This window comes from Camelimonas sp. ID_303_24 (assembly GCF_053543495.1).
On the sequence record NZ_JBLLJM010000001.1, the window covers coordinates 45,368 to 68,019 of the forward strand.

The window sequence follows — 22,652 nt, forward strand, 5'->3', positions numbered from 1 at the left end:
CCGGCGCCCGCGTTGGTCAGACTTCGGAGAAACGCGCCTTGCGCTTTTCCAGGAATGCGGCGACGCCCTCGGCGAACTCCTTGCTGTCGAAGGCGATGGCCTGGGCCATCGCCTCGAAGGCCAGGAAGTCGTCGACCTGCCGGTAGGCGTTGTTGAGCATGGACTTGGTCAGGCCGAGCGACACGGCGGGTCCTTCGGCCAGTTCTTCCGCCAGCTTGATGGCCTCTTCCAGCACCTTGCCATCGGGAATGACCCGCGAAACGATCCCCATGGCCATCGCCTCGTCGGGCTCGACCCGGCGGTTGGTCAGCAGCAGGTCGCGCGCCCGGGCCTGGCCGACGGCGCGCGGCAGGGTCATGGCCAGCGCCAGGTCAGGCACCGCGCCAAGGCCGGGGAAGCCGGCCTTGAAGAACGCCTTGTCCGACGACAACACGATGTCGCACAGCAGCGCCAGCGACAGGCCGGCGCCCGCCGCCGCGCCATTCACCGCGGCGATCACCGGCTTCTCGCCAGCCAGAATGCGTTCGGCCCAGGAATGGGAGCGTTGCAGGCGGGCGCGAATGGCCGGGCCGCCGCGCTCCTGCATGTCGCGGATATCGCCGCCGGCGCAGAACGCCTTGCCCGTGCCGGTCAGCACCAGCGCGCGCACGGTGGGGTCCGCCATCAGGACGGGAATGTGGGTTTGCAAGCCGGCCTTGATCGCCGGTTGCAGGGCGTTGCGGCTTTCTTCGCGGTTGAGCCGCACGATGGCGATATGCCCCCGGCGTTCGACCAGCACCGCATCCTGCTGAACCGCATCTCCCATGACGTCCTCCATCCGGCCGCGCCGGCCTGTGTGTCGCATTGCCTGCGTCGTTGCGCGCCGCATCCGGCCCGCCATGTCCTGAGGGAATGGCAGGGCTGGAAAAGCCCTCTCCACATTCAGGCTGGTTTGGCTAAAGTGCGCGACCGACTTTGCGAAACTTTATTTCGCATTGCGAATGAAAGCGCAAGCGATCGCCCCTGGCGCGGTCCAGGCGGAGTGGAAACCGCTCCGCATCAGGCAAATGCGTCCGGTCGCACGGCCGGATGCAGGTGGTGACGGCCAGGGCGCGCGCTGTACGACGGGACACGAAGACACATGACAGGCCTGACGAACGGCATTGCAAGCGGACGCGTTGTTTATGACGCGGCGACCTTCGACGAGCGCCTGCGGCGCGCGGCCAGCGCCTTTGCGGCGCTCGGCGTCAGCAACGGCGACTGCGTGGCGGTGCTGATGCGCAATGATACGCCCTTCCTCGAAGCCAGCCTTGGCGCCCAGCGCCTCGGCGCCTACGCCGTGCCGGTGAACTGGCACTTCAAGTCCGAGGAAGTGCGCTACATTCTGGAAGACTGTGGCGCCCGCGTGCTGGTGGCCCACGCCGATCTGCTGCGCAGCCTTGATGACGCTGTGCCGGAAGGCGTCGCCGTGATCCAGGTTCCGACCTCGCCCGAGATCGCCGCCGCCTGCCGCGCGCCAGCCGACCTGCTGGCGCCGACGCCGGGCGCCCTGGTGTGGGACGAGTTGCTGGCCCGGCACGCGCCGCAGGACGGCCCGCCGGCCCCGGCCGCCGACAGCATGATCTACACCTCCGGCACCACTGGTCATCCCAAGGGCGTGCGTCGCAGCCCGGCCAGCGTCGAAGATCGCGCGAAGGTCGAGAAGATGCGCGACCTGGTCTATGGCCTGCAACAGGGCATGCGCACCGCCGTCGCCGCGCCGATGTATCACAGCGCCCCCAATGCCTTTTCGCTGCGCGCCGTGCGCCTCGCCGATCTGTTCATCTGCCTGCCCAAGTTCGATCCCGAGCAGTTGCTGGCGCTGATTGACCGCGAAAAGCTCACCCACATGTGGCTGGTGCCGACCATGTTCGTGCGCATGCTGAAGCTGCCGGCTGAGGTGCGGGCGAAATATGACGTCTCGTCGCTGAAGTTCGTCATCCACGCTGGCGCGCCGTGCCCGCCGGACGTGAAGGAGGCAGTGATCGGCTGGTTTGGCCCTATCGTCCACGAATACTACGGTGGCACGGAATCCGGTCCGGTGGTGTTCTGCGACAGCCAGGAATGGCTGGCCCACAAGGGCACGGTCGGCAAGCCGATCGAGGGTTCGATTGTCGAGGTGCAGGACGAGAATGGCAACGTGCTGCCGGCAGGCGAGCGCGGCGAGATCTTCATGCGCATCGGCTTCTACCCGGACTTCACCTATCACAATTTGCCGGAGAAGCGGGCCGAGATCGACCGCAGGGGACTGATCACCTGCGGCGACGTCGGCTATTTCGACAATGACGGCTTTCTCTATATCTGCGACCGCATTCGCGACATGGTGATCTCCGGCGGCGTCAACATCTATCCGGCCGAAATCGAATCCGTGCTCGCCTCCCTTGACGGCGTGCGCGACTGCGCCGTGTTTGGCGTGCCGGACGCGGAGATGGGCGAAGCGCTGCTGGCGCTGGTGCAGCCGCTGGAGGGGCGCACGCTCGACCCTGAGGCGCTGCGGGCCGAGCTGCGCAAGCATATCGCCGACTACAAGGCCCCGAAGCGCATCGAAATCCGCGAGGACCTGCCGCGCGAGGACAGCGGCAAGATCTTCAAGCGCAAGCTGCGCGAGCCTTACTGGCAGAACGCCGGCCGCGCCGTCTGAGCGCATTTTCCCCCGGTTTGCTGTAAGGCTTCCCGCGTAACGGACGGGAACTGGAGGCGAGCGATGCGGGAAACCATCATGTGGCAGCGCGCCGAGGGCGCGCTGCTGTTCATCGCGGGGCTGGCGCTGTTTTATCTGGCCGGTTCAACCGTCCCATGGTGGGCGGCCCTGCTGGTGTTCTTCGCGCCTGATCTCACCTTCGCCGCTTACCTCGCGGGACCGAAGGTCGGCGCTTTCGCCTACAATCTGGCGCATCTCTACGCGGTTGGCGCCGTGGTGTATGTGGCGGGACTGGCGCTTGCTTCGCCAGCGGTCGCCGCCGTGGGCGCGCTGCTGCTGGCCCACGCCGGCTTCGACCGCATGCTGGGTTATGGGCTGAAGACCAACGCCGGCTTCAAGTTCACCCATCTGGGGCGGATCGGCTGACAGGAGCCATGTCGCATGGAGACGCCGCCCGTTCCGCAAAGCGCCTGGCGCGCCTGGACGCCGGATGAGCTGGCGTTGCGCCTCGCTGGCGCGCCGGCTGGCTGGTATGTGGCCGGGGGCTGGGCGCTCGACCTGTGGCGCGGCGTCCAGACGCGTCCGCATGACGATCTGGAATTCGTCGCGCCGGCGACGCGGATCGACGCCTTTCGCGCCGCGCTGGAACCCATGGGATTCTGGACCGCGCACGCTGGCGAACTGCGCCGGTTGCCGGCCGGCGAAGCGCCGCCGGCGCAAGTCTGGCAGGTCTGGTGTCTGGATGAGGTCGCCGCCTGCTGGCGCGTCGACATGATGATTGACCGGGGAACGCCGTCACGCTGGCTTTACAAGCGTAATCCGGCCATCAGCGCGCCGCGCGGCGACATGGTGCGGACCACGGCGGCGGGCATTCCCTATCTGGCGCCGACGGCGGCCTTGCTGTTCAAGGCAAAACACCGCCGGGACAAGGACGAAGCGGACTTCGCCATGGCCGCGCCTCATCTGGCGCCGGACGAGCGGGCGCAGTTGCGGGCATGGCTGGACATGGAGCACCCAGGGCATCCCTGGCGGGACGCCCTGTAGCTGGAGCATTTAACCGAAAATGCTCCAGAGCCTGTTCATTGTCCGGGGCAAAATCAGCCCGGCATGAGCCTCAGCGCCCGCCGAGCGCCCGGTAGATCTTCGTGCCGGCGCGGCCGGTTTCCGGCATGCCGAGCTGCCGCTCCACCTGGGCGATGGCGGCGCGGGAGGCCGGGCCGATCTTGCCGTCCGCCGGGCCGCCGATGTCGAAGCCCTTGGCGGCGAGCAACTGCTGCAGGTGCAGGCGCTGGGCGCGCGACAGGCCGGGGTCATCGGTCGGCCATTCGCCGGCGATGCGCGGGCCGCCCGCCATGCGCTGGGCAAGGTAGGAAATCGCCAGCGCGTAGGATTCAGCGCGGTTGTAGGCGTAAATAGCGTCGAAGTTCCGGTAGACGAGGAAGGCCGGGCCATTGCGCCCCGCAGGCAGCAGCAGGCCCGCCGGCAGGTTGCCGCTGATGGCGCGGCCATCGGCGCGCTTCACCCCCAGGGCGGCGTATTGCGAGACCGGCACGCGATTGGTGCGACCCGTGGGGCCGGAATAGCCGGGCGGCAGGATGACTTCCGCCATCACCGGCTCGCCCGTCCGCCATTTGTGGGCATGCAAGTAGTTGGCGGTGGAGCCGAGCGCGTCGGCGGCGGATTTCACCAGATCGCGGCGGCCGTCGCCGTCCATGTCCACGGCAAGACGCTGGTAGGTGGAGGGGATGAACTGGGTCTGGCCGAAGGCGCCGGCCCAGGAGCCATACAGCTCGTCCAGCTTCAGGTCGCCGCGCTGCACCAGCTTGAGGGCGGCGGTGAGTTCGGTGCGCCAGAAATTGGTGCGCTTGCCGCCCTCGCACACCAGGGTGGCCAAAGCGTGCGGCAGATAGCTGGAGCCGGTTTCGCGGCCGAAATCGGTTTCGACGCCCCAGACGCCGGCGATGTAATAGCGGTCGACGCCGAAGCGCTTCTCGGCGGCGGCAAGAGCGTTGGCGTATTTGCGCATCATCGCCCGGCCTTCCTCGACGCGCTGCTCGTCGACGAGGAAGCCCAGATAGTCCCAGATCGGCGTCTTGAACTCGGGCTGCACCTTGGAAAGGCGCAACACCTTCTCCTCGGGCGCGGACTGGTTGAGGGCGGCGTTGACCAGGCTGGAGTCGATGCCGGCGGACACCAGATGGCTTTTGAGACCCGCCACGCACGACTGGTAATTGGCCGAGGCGGCGCCAACGCCAGCAAGGGTGGAGGCGGCGAGGGTCGTGGCCAGCAGGGCGGCGGCGCGCTTCATAAAGGTCTCCGTCGTCATTGATTGCGAATCAGGCGCTGGCGACAGTCTGAACGCTCATGGTTTCCGGAGTGTTGATGGATGCGAAACCGCCCTGTCAGCTTCCCGTTACGAAGCGGCGGATTGGCGGCCGGGCGAGGGGCGCGAAACAGCGTTACACGGCCGGGATTTGGCGCCTTTGCTGGCGTTTCTTGCGTGGAATGGTGAGGTTTGCTATCAGGCGCCCCGCCATGGGCGGCGTATTGTTCAGATCTGAATGTATCTCATTGTTGTTAAATCTATTTTGTTGTCGATTGTATTCATTTAAGTAAAATATTAATGGCTACAGGTGGTTTGTGAAATATTTTATATGTTGTCTTGTCGCATTTGTTCTTGCGGGATGTGTGACAATGCGGGCTCCGAACAGGCCGCCCGCGGTTCACGAGTATCGCCTTGCCGGGATCGAGGTTGAAGTCGCAGACGGGGCCGGCATCTGGTGGGGAGATGGTGAACGCGCCTATGCAATTCAGAAGGGCGCCGGCATTCTCGACGCGGAACGCCTGGGCAGGACCGTTGAAGGCGCCCAATATGTAAGAGAGCAATTGCGGACGAAGATCGCAGCGAGACTTGAGCGCACCTTGCCGCGCGTGTTCCCGGGCGCGCGGCCGGTCAAGGTAAGGTTGATCGTCAAACGCATACACGTGTCGGCTGCGTTGCAGCGGATGTTTGTCGGCGGCGGGCACGTCATGATGGCCGATGTCGAAATCATTGACGTCAAAACCGGACGGCTTCTGTCTGTTTATCCTGAGCTGCAGGTTGAGGCATCAGCTGGCAACGGAGTGATTGGCGCGACGGTCGAAAGCGTCTTTGTCAAGCCGGTGATTGATCGCGTGATTGAGAACTTCGTCTCCTGCTACGCCAACTGGCTCATGAACGGCTGGGGGATGACGGGGGTCCGGTGGTGACGGGAAGTGCTCCGCACCACAGTCAGGACGTTATGACAATCAGGGCGCGTTCTGGCGGCGTCTGGTTCCGGGCCGTCCAGGAGCATTGCCCGCAGGCCGCGCGCCCGTCTGTCGAATGGCGAAGATGCTGACGCATCCGCGACCTGCAAAGCTCAAACCGGCGCAAAGCATGTCGTGGCAGAACATGCTTTGCGCCCTCTTTCCTTCACGCGGCCTGGCCGGCGCACCAGCCGGAGGCCCAGGCCCACTGGAAATTGTAACCGCCGAGCCAGCCGGTGACGTCCACCGCCTCGCCAATGACATACAGGCCAGGCGTGGATTTCACCGCCATGGTCTTCTGGTCCAGTTCCTCGGTGTCGACGCCGCCGAGCATCACTTCCGCCGTGCGGTAGCCTTCCGTGCCATTGGGGCGGATCACCCAGGCGTTCACCGCCGCGTCGAGCGCGCGCAAATGTTTGTCGTTGCAGTCGGCCAGCCGTTCGGGGCCGGGCGTCATCTCGACAATGGCCTGGGCGAGGCGCTTCGGCAGGATGGCGGCCAGCGCGGTCTGCGGCGCCTGGCGGCCATTGGCGGCGCGCGCCGTTTTCAATGCGGCGAACACATCAACGCCCGGGGCCAGCGACAGGGTGATGGCGTCGCCCTCTCGCCAGTATGACGAGATTTGCAGGATCGCTGGCCCGCTAAGGCCCCGGTGCGTGAACAGCAGCGCCTCGGCGAAGCTGGTCTTGCGGCCCCCGGCGGCGGTGTGGCTGACGACGGCGTCCACCGCCACCCCGGCCAGCGGCGCCAGCGCCGCCAGTTGCTCCGGCGCGAGCGTGAAGGGCACAAGACCGGGGCGCGGCTCGATGACCTTCAGGCCGAACTGCGCCGCCACCTCGAAGGCGAAGCCGGTGGCGCCCATCTTCGGAATCGATTTGCCGCCGGTGGCGATCACCAGCGCGGCGCAGGTTGCCTCAACCGGGCCTGTCGCGGCGCCATCATGGGCGGCGTTGCGGCCATGCTTGCCAGCGGCCGGCGACAGGCGCACGGTGAAGCCGTCGCCGGCGCGGCGGATGTCGCTGGCGGCGACGCCCAGCATCAGGCGCGCGCCGTGCTGGCGCAACTGGCCGGTCAGCATGTCGATGATCTGGGTGGCGGAGCCGTCACAAAACAGTTGTCCCAGGGTCTTCTCATGCCAGGCGATGCCGGCGTCGTCGACCAGCCGCACGATATTGCGCCAGCCATACCGGCGCAGGGCGGAAATGCAGAATGACGGATTGCGCGACAGATAGTTTTTGGGCGCGGCGTTGACGTTGGTGAAATTGCAGCGCCCGCCGCCGGAGATGCGGATTTTTTCGCCGGGCCGGGCCGCATGGTCGATGACCAGCACGCGGCGGCCGCGTTTCGCCGCCTCGATGGCGCACATCATGCCGGCGGCGCCGGCGCCGATCACAAGGACGTCGATGTCCATGACGGGCGGGTTGGCGGGCGAGTTGTTGGGCGAAGGCGGAGCGGAAGCGGTCAAGACGGGATCCTTTGCGCCGGCATGGGCAGATCAAGCTTCCGTATAGGATATGTTGCGCCCGGACCGAAGCGGGGCGGGGTGGCCGTTTCGCGCGCGCCGCGCCGTGGCGGAGCCATGCGTCGTGTAATTGCGAAACTCGATTTCGCATGCGTTGACTTGCCGGTTTCTCCCATGTCAATGAATGTCCGGCATGGCGCGACATGCGCCCCTGCGCACGTCTGCATGGGTTTGCCGACCCGTGCGCGGTAAAAGTCTTCAACATTCACGAGGAGAAGCGCTCATGGGTTGTCTTGACGGTAAGGTCGTCCTGGTTACCGGCGCCGGTCGCGGCATTGGCCGTGAGATCGCCATTCTGGCGGCGAAAGAGGGCGCGAAGGTTGTGGTGAACGACCTCGGCGGCGACCCGGAAGGCGAAGGCGCCGACGCGGGCCCGGCCAATGAGGTGGTCGACATCATCCGCTCCGCTGGCGGCGAGGCCATCGTCAACGGCGGTTCGGTCGCCGAGCCTGGCGAGGCCGAGAAGATGGTGCAGGACGCCGTCGACAAATGGGGCCGCATCGATTCGGTGATCAACAACGCCGGCATCCTGCGCGACCGCATCTTCCACAAGATGAGCGTCCACGATTTTGAGTCGGTCATCAAGGTGCACCTGCTCGGCTCGTTCTACACCTCGCGCGCCGCCGCCCAGTATTTCCGCCAGCAGAACAGCGGCAATTTCGTTCACTTCACCTCGACCTCGGGTCTGATCGGCAACTTCGGCCAGTCCAACTACGCCGCCGCCAAGCTCGGCATCGTTGGCCTCTCCAAGTCGATCGCCCTCGACATGGCGCGCTACAACGTGCGCTCCAACTGCGTGTCGCCGTTCGCCTGGAGCCGACTGATCGGCACCATTCCGGCGGAGACCGAGGCCGAGCGCCAGCGCGTCGAGCGCATGAAGCAGATGGGCCCGGAGAAGATCGCGCCGCTCGCCGTGTTCCTGGCCAGCGACCAGCTCGCCAAGGACGTCACCGGCCAGATCTTCGCCGTGCGCATGAACGAAGTGTTCCTGATGGGCCAGTCGCGCCCGCTGCGCGGCATGCAGCGTTCGGAAGGCTGGACCCCCCAGTCGCTGGCCGAGCACGCCCTGCCGGCGCTGAAGTCGTCGTTCTACCCGCTCGACCGCTCCGCCGACATTTTCGGCTGGGACCCGGTGTAAGCGTCAGCTCCTGGCGCAGACGCCGCAACATGGAGCGCCGCGCGCCGGGAAGCTTTCCGGCGCGCCAACACATAACGCGGGCCATGGCTTCCATGAGCCGGCGGACGCCGCTTTTTCGTTATGAAAAGGCGGAGGATCAAAAAGACAGGGCGCGTTTGCGATACGTCTGAAACGAACGCGCTCCATGACCCTGGCGACAACGTCAGGCCCGGCAGGAGACGTCATGACATTCGGAATTCTGTCTTACGGAGCTTACGTTCCGCGCCTGCGCCTGCAGCGCAAGGTGATCGCGGACGCCAACTCCTGGTTCAACGCCGCCCTCAAGGGGCTCGGCAAGGGCGAGCGCGCCATGGCCAACTGGGACGAGGACCCGGTGACCATGGCCGTCGAAGCCGCCCGCGACGCGCTGGTTGGCCACGACCGCGCCGGCGTCACCGCCGTGACGCTGGCCTCCACCACCTTCCCCTTCCTTGATCGCCTCAATGCCGGCGTGGTGACGGGCGCCCTCAATCTCGATGAGAGCACCGCCTCCAACGACATCTCGGGCACCCAGCGCGCCGGCACCACGGCGCTGCTGCAGGCGCTGAACAGCCGTGGCCAGACCCTGGTCGCCGCCGCCGAGAAGCGCGATTCCAACGCCGCCAGCCCGCTGGAGATGCAGACCGGCGACGGCGCCGCCGCGCTGCTGATTGGCGAAGGCGAGCCGGTGGCGAAGCTGCTGGCCTCCGCCACCCGCTCCGCCGACTTCGTCGACCACTTCCGCACCATCGATTCTGGCACGGACTATGGGTGGGAAGAGCGCTGGGTGCGCGACGCCGGCTACATGACCATCGTGCCGCCGGCCATCAAGGCGGCGCTCGACAAGGCGGGCCTGACGCCAGCCGACGTCAACCATTTCGTCATGCCCGCCGTGCTGCCCAAGCTGGCCAACGCCATGGCGAAGAAAGCGGGCGTCGCGGACGCCGCCGTGCGCGACAACCTCTCGGCCGTGTGCGGCGACACGGGCGCGGCCCACGCGCTGGTGATGCTGGTGCACGCCCTGGAGCAGGCGAAGGCCGGCGAGCGCATCCTGGTGGTCGGCTTCGGCCAGGGCGTCGACGTCATGGTGTTCGAGGTGACGGCGGCCAATGAGAAGCGGCGCGGCGGCCTCGGCGTCTCCGGCCATCTGGCCCGTCGCCGCGAGGAAACCAACTACAACAAGTTCCTCGCCTTCAACGACGTGGTCGAGATCGAGCGCGGCATGCGCTCGGAGGCGGACAAGCTCACGGCGCTGTCGGCCATGTGGCGCAACCGCGGCGCGGTCACCAGCTTCACTGGCGGCAAATGCGAGAAATGCGGCACGCTGCAATATCCGATCAGCCGCATCTGCGTGAACCCGAACTGCGGCGCCGTCGACACCCAGAAGCCGGAGCCCTTCGCCGACAAGACCGGCCGGATCAACTCCTACACCGCCGACCGCCTGACCTATTCGCCTGATCCGCCGGCCTGCTACGGCATGATCCAGTTTGAAGAAGGCGGCCGCTGGATGATGGACTTCACCGACGTCGACGAGAAAGATCTCGAGGTCGGACGCAACATGCGCATGATGTTCCGCGTAAAAGACATTGATAACCAGCGCGGCTTCCGCCGATACTTCTGGAAAGCGGCGCCCGTCGCCGCAGGAGGAAACTGATCATGGCCAAGGGCATTCGCGACAAGGTCGCCATTCTGGGCATGGGTTGCTCGAAGTTCGGCGAGCGCTGGGACATGAACGCCGAAGACCTGATGGTCGAGGCCTATGTCGAGGCAATGGCTGACGCGGGCATCGAGACGAAGCAGATCGACGCCGCCTGGCTCGGCACCGGCATCGAGGAGCAGCACGTCGGCAAGTCGGCGGTGCCGCTCGCCGTCGCCCTGCGCCTGCCGTTCATCCCGGTGACGCGCGTTGAGAACTTCTGCGCCTCGGGCACCGAGGCGTTTCGCGGCGCGGTCTACGCCGTGGCCTCCGGAGCGGCGGACATCGCGCTGGCGCTCGGCGTCGAGAAGCTGAAGGACACCGGCTACGGCGGCCTGCCGCAGCGTGGTCGCGGCACGGTCAACAACATGACCTGGCCGAATCTGTCGGCCCCCGGCTCCTTCGCCCAGCTCGCCGCCGCCTACCGGGCCAAGCACGGCGCCTCGCCGGAGGACCTGAAGCGCGCCATGGCGCACATCTCGGTCAAGAGCCATGACAATGGCGCGAAGAACCCGAAGGCGCACCTGCGCAACAAGATCGACATCGACACCGTGCTCAAGGCGCCGATGATCGCGGAGCCGCTGGGTCTGTACGACTGCTGCGGCGTGTCCGACGGTTCGGCCTGCGCCATCGTCACCACGCCGGAAATCGCCCGCAGCCTCGGCAAGACCGACCTGATCACCGTCAAGGCGTTGCAGCTGGCCGTGTCCAATGGCTCGGAAGCCCAGCACAATTCTTGGGACGGCAGCCACTTCGCCACCACCCGCATCGCCGCCAAGCGCGCCTATGCGGAGGCCGGCATCGAGAAGCCGCGCGACGAGGTCAGCCTGGTCGAGGTGCACGACTGCTTCTCGATTACCGAGCTGGTGACCATGGAAGACCTGTACCTGTCGCCGGAAGGCGGGGCCATCCGCGACATCCTCGACGGTTTCTATGACGCCGACGGCCAGTTGCCGTGCCAGATCGATGGCGGCCTGAAGTGCTTTGGCCATCCCATCGGCGCCTCGGGCCTCAGGATGATCTACGAGATGTATCTGCAGATGCTTGGCCGCGCCGGCGAGCGCCAGCGCCAGGAAGTTCCGCGCATCGGCATGACCCACAATCTCGGCGGCTTCCCGCACCAGAACGTCTGCTCGATCTCGATCGTCGGCCGTTACGAGGGCTGAGGCTTTCATGGGAGCGTTATTGAGCGAATTCTGATCGATCAGCCGGAGCTGGCTGATCGGAAAGCGCTCAAGGACTGAACGCGAAAGGCGGCCCCTTCCGGGCCGCCTTTTCTTTTGCAAAATCAGGCGGCGGATTTCTGCATTTTCGAACATCTTGCCAGTGAAACAGCGCGGTGAGATCGTCCGGAACTCTGATTTGCCGGGGGCATGAATGGTCGGGTTCAAATCGTGTCTCGCGGGCGCCGCGACGGCGTGCCTGCTGGCGTCGTCGCCTGTCTCCGCGCTGGAGGCCGTCACCGTCAAACCGCTGGCGGAGAAGACTGAAACCGCGTCCGGCCAGCCAATCACCCTGCCGCGCAAGGATGTCCGCGTTCTCGTTTCCACCTTTGACATCGCGCCAGGGGCCAGGCTGCCGGTCCACAAGCATCCGTTCGCCCGCTATGCGGTGGTGCAGGGCGGAACGCTGGAGGTGACCAATACGGCGACGGGCGCCAGCACGACCTACCGGACGGGCGATGTCGTCATCGAGATGATCGACCAGTGGCATCACGCCCGCAATATTGGCGCGGACGCGGTCAAACTGCTGGTGATCGACCAGATCGAGGGCGCGGGCGGCAATACGGTGCTGCACCGCGACTGAGTCCATTTCCAGGTTCTGGCCGCTGTCCTGGCGTCGGCGCCGGGAGACGCCAGCGGGCTGCCAGCGCCGCGGCATTGAACCGGCGCGGAACTGGCGCGCTTTTCGGTGCCGCGTGGCGTTTCACACCCTGCGAAACCGTATCCGTTTCGCGAAAAAACGCGCTAGTGTCGCGCGCTATAACCTTGGCCCTGTAACGGACCCAGCCGATGACTGAACCCACCCTGGATGGCAACGTCCTTATCGTCGGCGCGGGGCCAGCGGGCCTGTTCGCCGCTTGTGAGCTGATGCGGCATGGCGTGAAGCCGCGCATACTGGAGCGGCGCGCCGCGCCGCACCGGGAGGCGCGGGGAACGGCCTTGCAACCGGCCACCCTGGAGATGCTGCACCGGGCTGGTCTGCTGGAGGCATTCCTGGAGCGCGGCGTCCAGATCCACACCATCCAGGCGCTGGCGCGCTTCCTGCCGGACGCGGAGCTGCCGCCCGGGGCCATTGCCAGCAGTGGTTTTCGGGTGATCGCCCAATCGCATCTGGATGACATTGGCTGCGCCTGGAATTTCCAGTGCAGCCTGCCGCAATACGCCACCGAGGACATTCTGCGCGCCAGGCTGGCGGAGCTGGGCGTGGAGATCGAATTCGGCGCGGAGGTGGAAAGCATCGTCACGGCCGACAATGGTCTCGATGTTACCGTCAGGCGCGATGGCGAAAGCCAGATGCTCCGCGCCAGTCACGTGCTGGGGGCCGGCGGCGCCGGCAGCGTCACCCGCCATTCCATGCAGTTGCATCTGGATGGCGAAACCTATGACGGCGTCTATGTGGTCGCCGACGTGCGGCTCGATCTGGAGCGTCCCGCCGGAACTGGCGGCATCGTGCTGGGGCCGGAGGGCTTCGTGCTGCTCTCGCCTTTGCCGGAAGGGCGCTGGCTAATCTTCGTCAACCTTGAGGGCGACGGGCGACCGGAGGCGCCGCCCTCTGAAGCGGAGCTGCGCGCGCTGGTTGATGCAAGGCTTGGGCTGGATGCGGGCCTCGGCGACATGCGCTGGGCGTCGTGTTTCCGCATGCACCGCCGGGTGGCGAACCGGCTCTCGGACAGGCGTCGCTTCCTGCTCGGCGATGCCGGCCACCTCTCCAGTCCGCTGGGCGGGGAGGGCGTCAATGCCGCCCTCATGGACGCCGCCGACATCGCCTGGAAGCTGGCGCTTGTCAGGCGCGGCGATGCGCCAGAAAGCCTGCTGGACACCTACGCGCTGGAGCGGGGCCTGGCCGACGCCCATGTGCTGGCGGTTTCCGACGAAATCCATGGCGCCGTCATGGGTTTGGTGGACGCCTTCAGGGCCGGGGAGACGCCGGTTGCCCCGCCGGAAACCGCCGGGGAAGCCCGCGCCGTCGCCCGCCGCCGTTCGATGCTCGACATATCGTTGCTGGGGAGCCCGCTGGTTGCTGGGGCGCTTTCCGGTCAGACGGAGCCGTCAGAGCAATCTGAATTCGCTCAAAACCCGGAAAACGGCAGCGCTTCACGGTCCACATTGATCGGGGAAGGCTCCGGTGAGCCGCCGGTGGCGGCGGGCGACCGTTTTCCGCAGCGCGCCCGGCTGGAGGGCGAAGCGCACCATCTGGTCTGCTTCGGCAAGCCGCCGGGCCTGAGCGATTTTGCGACGCGCTGGCGCAGGCTGGTCGCGGTGATTGATGGCGACGCCCACGGCCTTGATCGCGGCCTGGCGGGCTTCACCGGCGATGGCATGGCGCTGGTGCGGCCCGACGGCTACATCGGCTTTCATGCCGGCGCCGACGCGGCGGCGCTCACCGCCCTGGACGCGCATCTGGCCGGCTATCTGTATGCGTCGGAGGGCAACGCCGCCCTGTGAAGGGCGACGCCGGTCACAACCCCCCGGGCCCCGGATGCGCGCGCAGTCCGGGGCGCATGTCCTGTCATCCCCAATGGGCGATGCGCATTGGGGGCGTCAGTCGAAATAATCCGGCAGGCGGAAGCCATCGTAAAAGCGGTCGTCGCGGATGGTTTTCTGGAACTCCCGCGATCTGTAGGCCGCCGCGATATCCCGCGCCCAGGGCGTGTCGGTGTTTTTCTTCTTCACGGCAACCACATTGACATAAGGCAGGGTCATCTTTTCGAGCGCCAGGGCGTCCGTCAGTTTCAGGCCGCTGTAGATGGCGAAATTGCCCTGGACGGCGGCCAGATCCACATCCTCCAGGGCGCGCGGCGCCTGGGCCGATTCCAGCGGCGTGATCTTCACGCCCTTGCTGTTGCGGATGACGTCGAGTTCCGTGACATCAATCGGGTTGGCCGCCGGTTTGAGTTCAATCCACCCGAGCCCGCCCAGGATCTTGAGCGCCCGCTCCAGGTTCACGGGGTCATTGGGAACCGCCACCCGCGCGCCCGGTTTGACGTCGGCGGCGCTCTTGTAGGTGCGCGAATAAAGGCCCATGGGCGGCGTCGGCACGTGAACGATGCCGGCGAGGTCGGTTTTCTGGCGCTGGTTATAGGCTTCCAGAAACACCGAATGCTGCATGATATTGGCGTCGATGTCGCCGGTGAAAACGGCGTTGTTGGCCTCCAGCCCGGAGCTGAAGCTGACGTATTTCACCCGGTAGCCCTGCCGGGCCAGGATCGGCTCCACACCCTTGCGGAACGTATCCTCATAAGGGCCCGGCACAAATCCAAGCTTCAGATCCTTGAGCGGCTGGTCAGGTTGTTGTGTTGCCGCGGCCAGTCCGGACACCAGTCCGGGCGCCAAAGCGGTGGACGCAGCCAGGGTCAGGGCAAGGACAAACGTCCGTCGTATCTGGTTGATGCGCACGTCTATTTCCAGGGTTGTTGCACGATTTCAAAAATATACCGGGGCCTGGCTGGATATTTTTCCAAAGCGCGCGCCTGACCGCGCAAGGCGTTCCGATTTTGGCCAGCGACGGGCAAAGGCTTTCCAGTCACGGTCCATGGCCGGCCGCGAGCGTCCAATCGCCGGCGGCGCGCATCGGATGGAGCATTCCCCGGGAAAGTGGAGCCCCACTTCATGTGAACCGGATTTCGTCACAATGCGCTCATTGCAGGGGGCTGTTCATTTCCCCGTCGCGCCCCGACCCGTCGCGCCCACCCCGCGTCGCGCCTGGCGGCGCGGAGGCCATGGGGATTTTTCCCCCGAATTGACAACCGGTTGCGCTGTATATTGCCGTTCGGTCATAAAGAATCTTTTCGGTAGAAAAAATGAGGGGGGAAGCATGGCCAGGTGGAGAGGGCGGCTGTTCGCCGCGACCAGTCTTGCGATGGCGGGGATCGCGATGGCGGGAATGACGGTCTCCCGCGTTGCCCGCGCCGCGTCGGTATCCGGCGATGTGGTGAAGATCGGCGTCATGAACGACCAGCATGGGCCAGGCGCGGAAGTCACAGGGCCGGGTTCTGTTTACGCCGCCCGTCTCGCCATCGAGGACTTTGGCCCAACGGTGCATGGCGCGAAGATCGAGCTGGTGGTTGGCGATCACCAGACCAAGGCCGATCTTGGCTCGGCGGTGGCGCGTAAATGGTATGACAGCGACGGGGTCGACATGATCACCGACATCGGCAGTTCGGCCGTGTCACTGGCGGTGCAGTCCCTGGCCCGCGAACGCGGCAAGGTCGTCATGCACGTCGGTTCGGCGACAGACCGGATCTTCGGGGCGGATTGTTCGCCCACCGGCTTCATGTGGCTGTACGACACCTACGCCATCGCCCAGGCCCTGGCGAAGGGCAATGTCGCCGTCGGCGGCAAGACCTGGTTCATTCTCGCCGTTGACTATGCTTTCGGGCATTCCATGGAAGCCCAGCTCAAGAAGATCGTCGCCGATACGGGCGGGCAGGTGGTTGGCTCGGTCCGGCACCCGCTCAATGCGTCCGATTTCTCGTCATTCGTGCTGCAGGCGCAGGCGTCGAAAGCCAATGTCATCGCGCTGGCCAACGCCGGCCCGGATACGGTCAACGCCATCAAGCAGGCGGCGGAATTTGATGTGCACGGTCGCGGTCAGAACCTCGCGGCCACGACCTTCTATCTGCCCAACGTCCACAGTCTTGGTTTGCAGGCGGCGCAGGGTTTGCGCATCGTCACGGGCTTTTATTGGGACCGGAACGACGAGACCCGCGCCTTTGACAGGCGCTTCCGGAAGCTGTCGGGCGGCGTGCCGGCGGACCATGTCCACGCGGGCGTGTACAGCGCGGTTCTGGCCTATCTGCGCGCTGTCCAGGCTGCGGGAACCGATGACGGCGTCAAGGTCGCCGCAACCATCAAGTCGCTTCCGGTCAATGACATGTTCGCGGAGGGGGCGCCGGTCCGCAAGGATGGCCGCCTGATGAACGACCTGTTCCTCGCCGAGGTCAAAAAGCCGGCGGATAGCAGGGGGCCGTGGGACTACTATGACATCAAGGCGCGCCTCAAGGCCGCCGACATCATCCGCCCGCTGGATCAGGGCGGCTGCAAGCTCTGACCCCGTGGCCGAGCGTCCAGGACCAGACTTGCCCCTGGCGGTCTGATCCTGCCTGAGCCTAACCCGCGTGCAGGCCAGGCGCTTCCTGGCCGGTGGCGGCGACATATTCGGTGTAGCCGCCGCCATATTGGTGCACGCCATCCGGCGTCACCTCCAGCACCCGGTTGGAGAGGGCGGCGAGGAAACGCCGGTCGTGCGAGACGATCAGCATGGCGCCTTCATAGTCGGCCAGCGCCTCGATCAGCATTTCCTTGGTGGCGAGATCGAGGTGGTTGGTCGGTTCGTCCAGCACCAGGAAGTTCGGCGGATCATACAGCATCCGGGCCATGGCGAGGCGCGCCTTCTCGCCGCCGGACAGCACGCGGCATTTCTTTTCCACGTCGCCGCCGGAAAAGCCGAAGCAGCCGGCCAGCGTGCGCAGCGAGCCCTGGCCAGCATGCGGGAACGCGTCCTCCAGCGTCTCGAACACCGTGCGCTCGCCATCCAGCACGTCCATGGCGTGCTGGGCGAAATAGCCCATCTTCACCGCGCTGCCGATCACGGCCTGGCCTGCGTCAGGCGCGGAGGCGCCGGCGATCAGCTTCAGCAGGGTGGACTTGCCGGCGCCGTTAACGCCGAGCACGCACCAGCGCTCCTTGCGGCGCACGGCGAAGTCCAGCTTGTCGTAAATGCGGCGCGCGCCATAGGCCTTGTCGACGCCCTTCAGTGACGCCACCTCCTCACCCGAGCGCGGCGCCGGCGGGAATTCGAAGCGCACCGTCTGGCGGCGCAGCGGCGGCTCGACGCGCTCGATCTTGTCGAGCTTCTTCACGCGGCTCTGCACCTGGGCGGCGTGGGAGGCCCGGGCCTTGAAGCGCTCGATGAACTTGATCTCCTTGGCCAGCATGGCCTGCTGACGCTCAAACTGCGCCTGCTGCTGCTTTTCCTTCAGCGCCCGCTGCTGCTCGTAGAATTCATAATCGCCGGAAAACGAGGTCAGCGCCCCGCCGTCGATCTCGACGATCTTGTTGACGACGCGGTTCATGAACTCGCGGTCGTGCGAGGTCATCAGCAATGCGCCGTCGAAATTCCGCAAAAAGCCTTCCAGCCAGATCAGGCTTTCCAGGTCGAGGTGGTTGCTCGGCTCGTCGAGCAGCATCACGTCCGGGTTCATCAGCAGGATGCGGGCGAGGGCGACGCGCATCTTCCAGCCGCCCGAGAGGTTGCCGACGTCGCCGTCCATCATCTCCTGGGTGAAGCTGAGGCCGGCCAGCACCTCGCGGGCGCGGGCGTCGAGGCCGTAGCCGTCCAGTTCCTCAAAACGGCCCTGAACCTCGCCATAGCGCTCGATGATGGCGTCCATCTCGTCGGCCCGGTCCGGGTCAGCCATGGCGGCTTCCAGATCGCGCATCTCGGCGGCGACTTCGCTCACCGGCCCGGCTCCGTCCATCACCTCGGCCACGGCGCTGCGGCCGGCCATCTCGCCCACGTCCTGGTTGAAATAGCCGATGGATACGCCGCGATCGACCGCCACAGCGCCTTCATCCGGCGGCTCCTCGCCGGTGATCATGCGGAACAGCGTGGTCTTGCCGGCGCCGTTGGGGCCAACCAGCCCGATGCGCTCGCCCCGGTTCAGCGCGGCGGACGCCTCCACATAGAGCAACCGCTCGCCGTTCTGCTTGCTGATGTTGTCGAGACGAATCATGGAAACCCTGCGCGCGCAAAAGCATGTCCAGGCCCGGCGGAAGATCGCGCCGCCCGGACATGCATCAGATCTGGAGACTGGGCGGGTTCCGGTTCGACCCGATTGCGCTCAGCCCATCGCGCGGGTGTTAGAGCATGTTGCGTCTGTACGGAACCACCATTGCCCTGGCGGGACGCCAAAACCCAACTGCGTGCGAGCCGCCATTTGGAAAATGGGCCGCACGTTTCGTGAGGAAAAGCAGGCGAACAGCGTCAGGATACGCCAGACCAAAGCGGCAGGGCGCATCGGCTGACGCAGGCTTCACCCAGGGCGTTTTAACGGGCGACCGGCCGGGTGTGCGTGCTGCGCGGATAGCTGACCTTGTCCGCGGGGGGCGTCATGCCCTGCATGTAGTACAGCACGTCGTTGGCGATGGCGGCGCAGATTTCCGTGTCGTTGTTGACGCCGCCATAAAGCCCGCCCGAATTGGTCAGGACGAAGCAACCGGCGGCTGAGGCCTGCTGCCCTGGCGCGTCGCTCGGCAGCAATGCGATGTAGCTGTTGAAGCCTTGTAGCGCCCCGTCCTTCCAGACAGTGGGGAAGTCGGCGATGTCGGACGGCGTCAGGAACCAGCCGAGGCCCAGGTTGTCGCCCCAGGGCGTTTTCACGGTGGTGGCGGGGCTTTGCAAGCTGGGCAGCAACGGCGTCAGCGTATCATTGGTGATGAGGCCCATGTTGAACTTCAGCCATTGCATCATGTCATTGGGCGTCGCCACGACGCCGCCGGCGCCATTGTAGGCGGGAAACAGCTCCCAGCCCGGCTGGGCGGGGCTGCAACTGGCGCCCGAATACTCGTAGCCAAGAGGCAGCCTGTTCAGGCGGATATTGTCAAAGAAGATCGCGTAGATATCGAGGGGACTGAAGACGTTGCCCGTCATCAGTTGCTGGAAGTTCTGGCCGTTGCCGGCCAGCAATGGCGACAGCGCGCCGCCCATGAGGCCAAAGCCGAGATTGGAGTAGGTGTAGCGTTCGTTCGGCGGCTTTGGCGTCATGGACGTGGCGGCCAGATAGCCCAGCATGCCCGGCACGCCGTAGGGCATCGGCAGGTAGGACGGACTGTCATATGCGTCGGTCTGGTTGTCCTGGGGCAGGCCGGAGCTGTAGGTCATCAGGCTGGTGATCGGGATGTCGGAGAACTGCGCGCCGATGCCGAGCGCGAAGTCGCCGAGCGTCAGGTTCTGGTTCGACTGCGCCTGCATTTGCAGGGCATAGAGCGTGGCGGTGAATGTCTTGCTGACGGAAGCCAGTTCAAAGGGCGTCCCGCCATTCAGCGCCAGCGACTGCCCCGCCTGATTGGCGAGATTGCCAGCGAAGAAAATATTGCTGAAGCCTTCGGCCGCATAGCCGATGACGAAGCCAAGGCCCGTTGGCTGGCTGGTGAGATACGACTGGACCAGACCCGTGAGCTGGTCCTGGGTTGGCGCCACAATGTCACTGGCCATGTCATCCTCCCACTGCCGTAGCGTCCGGCAATTGTGTGGTTGCGTATTATTTCACTTACGCGACATGGTTGTAGATATCGTCAGTAAAATGCGCCATTCACCGTTGCGTGTGATAACGCGAGCGTGTGGACTTCAGGCGCAATTCAGCCGAACAGCTTCTGCCGGCTCATGCCCGGAATGAGAGTGACCAGGCCGGCCGGGAGGCGGCGCCATCATGTTTTTCCTGGAGCAGCGTAGCCAAAGAGCATCATGCTGCAAACGGCGGCCGGCAAGCGTCCATTCGTGTGTTCCTGGCCGCGTTGACTGCCAGGGACACGCCAGGGTCTTGCCGGCCCAATCGTTTTTGGGCTCGTTGCGTGGAGGAGGGGCTTTAAAGCCTGTGTGACATGGCAAAACGCAACCCCGATGTATTGTGGCCGCCGACGCCGGCGTTGACCGTTACATTCAGGGCCGTGTTATCGCTGATGGCGTAGTTCAATCCGAAATTACGGGTGTTCCGGACGCTTGATGCATGGGATGGCAGCGGGCAGGCGTCATGTCGGCCTCGGCGCTCGCGCCCCAGAACAGCGTCATATCCGGATTGACGGAGAAGACGATTGTTGGGCTGACAGCTATGGTTTGTCTGAAGTAAGCGCCCCGGTCGCTTGCTGCCGTATCGTGCAGGCCGCTCCAGGTTGCCGACAGACCGAGAGCGACAGGATCGCTCGTCCACCATGCCCCAACGCCGGCGGCGGTGAAGTTGCCAGTATTTGGCTGGCCGCGCCCGTCAGGCTGAGCGCCAACGGACAGGAAGGCCGTCCCGAGCAGCCGATTGCCGACAAACGGCTTTTTGAAATCGATGCTGATGATCGCGCCACTCATGCCAACGCTGACGCGGCTCCGGGCGTCTCCCACCGGGGAGGTGGAGGTTTCGCGTGCTGCGTAGCCGGAAATCTCAGCCGAGAGGCCGATCGCCGATGTCAGTCGGGTTCGCAGGGCGACATTGGCGGACAGGCCATCCAGCCGGTCGCCTGTTCGGCCCGGCAGACGCGCGACATGGATGAAGCCCGAGGTGGGATCACAGGCAACGCCAGCCATGCCGGTGCTTCGGTCCACGGAAAGATAATCAGCGCCCATACGCAGGCTATAGCCGCCGACCTTGGGCTTCATGCCGCCAATTTCGAATAGCGGCATGACGAGGCTATTCGTGACAGGCTCAGCAATGCACGGAGCTTATGATGCCGCCAGCAATAGTATTTAGCGTAAATTGTGAGATTTCATCGGAAAATGTCCACAGATTTAACTGGGTTATATATATTTACATAACATTTTTCAGCATCTAGGCGTATTTTATGGGCATGGAAATGGGTTTGATTATGAAGCTTGTTAATTCTGGCGCTCTGGCGCTGATGGCTTTGATCTTGCTTGCGGCAGGGAGCCTGGCGGGCGAGCGCAATCAATCGGGGGCGGTGTCGTCCGGGCAAGAGATTGCTGCAGTTTCTGACGGGAGGGCCTCGGCGAAGGGCGGGCCTGCCAAGGTTGTGCAGCTCTCGCGGCTGGATGCGGGCAGGGTGCGCGGAAGGAAACCTGGTGTGGGGGGGATCGTTATTCCGATGGCCGTGTGTGTGGGGGGGCTTTGGTGGTGTGGGTTCTGCCTGGCAGTCGTACCAAACAGGTGGGGGCTCGCGAGATATTCTGTACTCTGGGCTCGCTGGGGCTAGCAGCGGAATGTGGGCGGGATTCGGTGGTGCTATGGGGGTCGTGCGTGGCATGACTGCGGGGTATGTCCGGGACGGCGTGGCGGGTGTGGGTGGCCTCGTGACAACTGCCCATGGACTGGGAAGGATGTCCCTGTCGCACGGATGGCATTGATCGAAAATATAATTATATGTCGCTTCCTCTTGTGGGGAGGTTTTTGTTTTGCCAATTAAGTGTTTTGTAAATAAATTGAATAACTTTATTCCAACTTTCGCGAGTGGATTATTTATATCTCAATTGTTGACATCTATTTTTTTACATAAAATTCATTTGCTCAATTCAATTTTATTTTCGATTTTGGTCGTCGTATTGGCGAGCGTCACCCTCTTTGTCATTCGACTCGCGGCGTATCGGTAGTTGTGCCGATCTCTCGCCGCGAAATGCGAGCCTTGAGGGCGCTCGGCGGCGCTGTTGGGGCGGTTGGGGCATGCATGGGGCGCGCTTCTTTGCTGGCATCTGGGGGCTGAATTCGGGGGAACTGGAATGGGCTATGGTTTGTGCAACCCTCCACCTGCCTGGCAACGGCCGTATGAAGGTTTGTAAGGCGTGTTTTGAATTTGCACTCAGCGTGGGGAGCGGCTGGTTCTTTAGTTTTTGTCTCTCGGCTGCGTTGTTTTCTGGCCTGCCTTGGCAAAGATTTGTTCTGGTTTACGCTATTGGCGGGTGTGTCGTGTCGTTTGTTATGTTTTTTTATGTATGTATTTACGTCGCCGCGATAGATGACAGATGGGTTGCGGAGGGTAAGGTTGCGCGCTGCAAACGCAGCGCCGCGCTTTCGGTTGATGTTGGCGCCCTGGGGCGGCTGCGCGCGCCGGTAATACTGTTCATGGACGAAAAACATGGTGGGCATTTTGTTGTTCTGCGTGGTGTCCATGCCACCGGCGAGGTCTCTGCGCTGGTTGATCCAGCGTGGGGCAATGTGCGTCTTGTGCGGGCGCAATTTCTGAAACGTTGGCGTTCGGAAAGGAGCGCTGAAAACACGGGCCGGATATTGCTTGTGTTAGAATCCGGCCAGCCAGTGAATGATCAGTTCTTTGGCGAGAGCCGCGCCAGACGCCAGCGTTTTTTGTTGCCGTAGGTCATTCTCCAGTGTGTCCTCATGGCGGGGTGCGAACACGCTGACATCCGCGACATTTCAGGCTCAAATTGGCGTAAC

The 22,652-nt window shown here is 64.6% G+C and carries 18 protein-coding genes; 11 read left to right on the top strand and 7 right to left on the bottom strand.

Annotation, left to right across the window (positions count from 1 at the left end; all coding sequences use genetic code 11):
- Positions 1-16: 16 nt before the first annotated feature.
- Entirely contained in the window at positions 17-805 is a 789-nt protein-coding gene (locus ACERNI_RS00240; RefSeq protein WP_448831272.1) for an enoyl-CoA hydratase/isomerase family protein, read from the bottom strand.
- 315 nt (positions 806-1,120) lie between these two features.
- Between ACERNI_RS00240 and ACERNI_RS00245 the strand changes: the two genes are divergently transcribed.
- The 3 genes from ACERNI_RS00245 to ACERNI_RS00255 all read left to right on the top strand — a co-directional run bounded on the left by ACERNI_RS00245 (position 1,121) and on the right by ACERNI_RS00255 (position 3,703).
- The gene (locus ACERNI_RS00245) at positions 1,121-2,659 is read left to right on the top strand and encodes an acyl-CoA synthetase (protein ID WP_448831273.1); all 1,539 of its coding nucleotides are present in this window, start codon (positions 1,121-1,123) and stop codon (positions 2,657-2,659) included.
- Between the two features lie 63 nt (positions 2,660-2,722).
- Positions 2,723-3,085, top strand: a complete 363-nt coding sequence (locus tag ACERNI_RS00250) for a DUF4260 domain-containing protein (RefSeq protein ID WP_448831274.1) — start codon at positions 2,723-2,725, stop codon at positions 3,083-3,085.
- A 15-nt stretch (positions 3,086-3,100) separates the two neighbouring features.
- The gene (locus ACERNI_RS00255; RefSeq protein WP_448831275.1) at positions 3,101-3,703 is read left to right on the top strand and encodes a nucleotidyltransferase domain-containing protein; all 603 of its coding nucleotides are present in this window, start codon (positions 3,101-3,103) and stop codon (positions 3,701-3,703) included.
- A gap of 70 nt (positions 3,704-3,773) precedes the next feature.
- Here ACERNI_RS00255 and ACERNI_RS00260 read toward each other — a convergent pair whose 3' ends face one another.
- Positions 3,774-4,967 (bottom strand): lytic murein transglycosylase, encoded by a 1,194-nt coding sequence (locus tag ACERNI_RS00260; protein WP_448831276.1) that lies wholly within the window; start codon positions 4,965-4,967, stop codon positions 3,774-3,776.
- A gap of 386 nt (positions 4,968-5,353) precedes the next feature.
- Between ACERNI_RS00260 and ACERNI_RS00265 the strand changes: the two genes are divergently transcribed.
- A complete protein-coding gene (locus tag ACERNI_RS00265; RefSeq protein ID WP_448831277.1) occupies positions 5,354-5,908 on the top strand; it encodes a hypothetical protein in 555 nt (184 codons plus the stop codon).
- A 205-nt stretch (positions 5,909-6,113) separates the two neighbouring features.
- Here the strand turns inward: ACERNI_RS00265 and ACERNI_RS00270 are convergent, their stop codons facing one another.
- Positions 6,114-7,358, bottom strand: a complete 1,245-nt coding sequence (locus ACERNI_RS00270) for an NAD(P)/FAD-dependent oxidoreductase (RefSeq protein ID WP_448831340.1) — start codon at positions 7,356-7,358, stop codon at positions 6,114-6,116.
- Between the two features lie 334 nt (positions 7,359-7,692).
- Here ACERNI_RS00270 and ACERNI_RS00275 point away from each other — a divergent pair, with 334 nt between their 5' ends.
- From ACERNI_RS00275 to ACERNI_RS00295, 5 genes are all read left to right on the top strand, one after another.
- A complete protein-coding gene (locus tag ACERNI_RS00275) occupies positions 7,693-8,607 on the top strand; it encodes an SDR family NAD(P)-dependent oxidoreductase (protein ID WP_191318689.1) in 915 nt (304 codons plus the stop codon).
- 223 nt (positions 8,608-8,830) lie between these two features.
- On the top strand, positions 8,831-10,279 hold the full coding sequence (locus tag ACERNI_RS00280; protein WP_448831278.1) for a hydroxymethylglutaryl-CoA synthase family protein: 1,449 nt from the start codon (positions 8,831-8,833) through the stop codon (positions 10,277-10,279).
- Between the two features lie 2 nt (positions 10,280-10,281).
- Positions 10,282-11,487: an acetyl-CoA acetyltransferase gene (locus ACERNI_RS00285; RefSeq protein ID WP_448831279.1), complete on the top strand. Its 1,206-nt coding sequence runs from the start codon at positions 10,282-10,284 to the stop codon at positions 11,485-11,487.
- Between the two features lie 211 nt (positions 11,488-11,698).
- Positions 11,699-12,127, top strand: coding sequence for a cupin domain-containing protein (locus ACERNI_RS00290; protein ID WP_448831280.1), 429 nt, complete (start codon positions 11,699-11,701; stop codon positions 12,125-12,127).
- A 206-nt stretch (positions 12,128-12,333) separates the two neighbouring features.
- A complete protein-coding gene (locus ACERNI_RS00295; protein WP_448831281.1) occupies positions 12,334-13,989 on the top strand; it encodes an FAD-dependent monooxygenase in 1,656 nt (551 codons plus the stop codon).
- Positions 13,990-14,085: 96 nt separating this feature from the next.
- Here ACERNI_RS00295 and ACERNI_RS00300 read toward each other — a convergent pair whose 3' ends face one another.
- Positions 14,086-14,934 (bottom strand): MetQ/NlpA family ABC transporter substrate-binding protein, encoded by an 849-nt coding sequence (locus ACERNI_RS00300; RefSeq protein WP_448831341.1) that lies wholly within the window; start codon positions 14,932-14,934, stop codon positions 14,086-14,088.
- Positions 14,935-15,358: 424 nt separating this feature from the next.
- On the opposite strand from ACERNI_RS00300, the gene ACERNI_RS00305 reads away from it, so the two are divergent.
- The gene (locus ACERNI_RS00305) at positions 15,359-16,594 is read left to right on the top strand and encodes an ABC transporter substrate-binding protein (RefSeq protein WP_448831282.1); all 1,236 of its coding nucleotides are present in this window, start codon (positions 15,359-15,361) and stop codon (positions 16,592-16,594) included.
- Between the two features lie 58 nt (positions 16,595-16,652).
- Here ACERNI_RS00305 and abc-f read toward each other — a convergent pair whose 3' ends face one another.
- The 3 genes from abc-f to ACERNI_RS00320 form a co-directional block, all read right to left on the bottom strand.
- The gene (abc-f, locus tag ACERNI_RS00310; RefSeq protein WP_448831283.1) at positions 16,653-18,278 is read right to left on the bottom strand and encodes a ribosomal protection-like ABC-F family protein; all 1,626 of its coding nucleotides are present in this window, start codon (positions 18,276-18,278) and stop codon (positions 16,653-16,655) included.
- Positions 18,279-18,592: 314 nt separating this feature from the next.
- The gene (locus ACERNI_RS00315; RefSeq protein WP_448831284.1) at positions 18,593-19,759 is read right to left on the bottom strand and encodes a serine hydrolase domain-containing protein; all 1,167 of its coding nucleotides are present in this window, start codon (positions 19,757-19,759) and stop codon (positions 18,593-18,595) included.
- A 474-nt stretch (positions 19,760-20,233) separates the two neighbouring features.
- A complete protein-coding gene (locus ACERNI_RS00320) occupies positions 20,234-20,932 on the bottom strand; it encodes a hypothetical protein (RefSeq protein WP_448831285.1) in 699 nt (232 codons plus the stop codon).
- Between the two features lie 991 nt (positions 20,933-21,923).
- Here ACERNI_RS00320 and ACERNI_RS00325 point away from each other — a divergent pair.
- The gene (locus ACERNI_RS00325; RefSeq protein ID WP_448831286.1) at positions 21,924-22,574 is read left to right on the top strand and encodes a cysteine peptidase family C39 domain-containing protein; all 651 of its coding nucleotides are present in this window, start codon (positions 21,924-21,926) and stop codon (positions 22,572-22,574) included.
- The last annotated feature ends 78 nt before the right edge of the window (positions 22,575-22,652 follow it).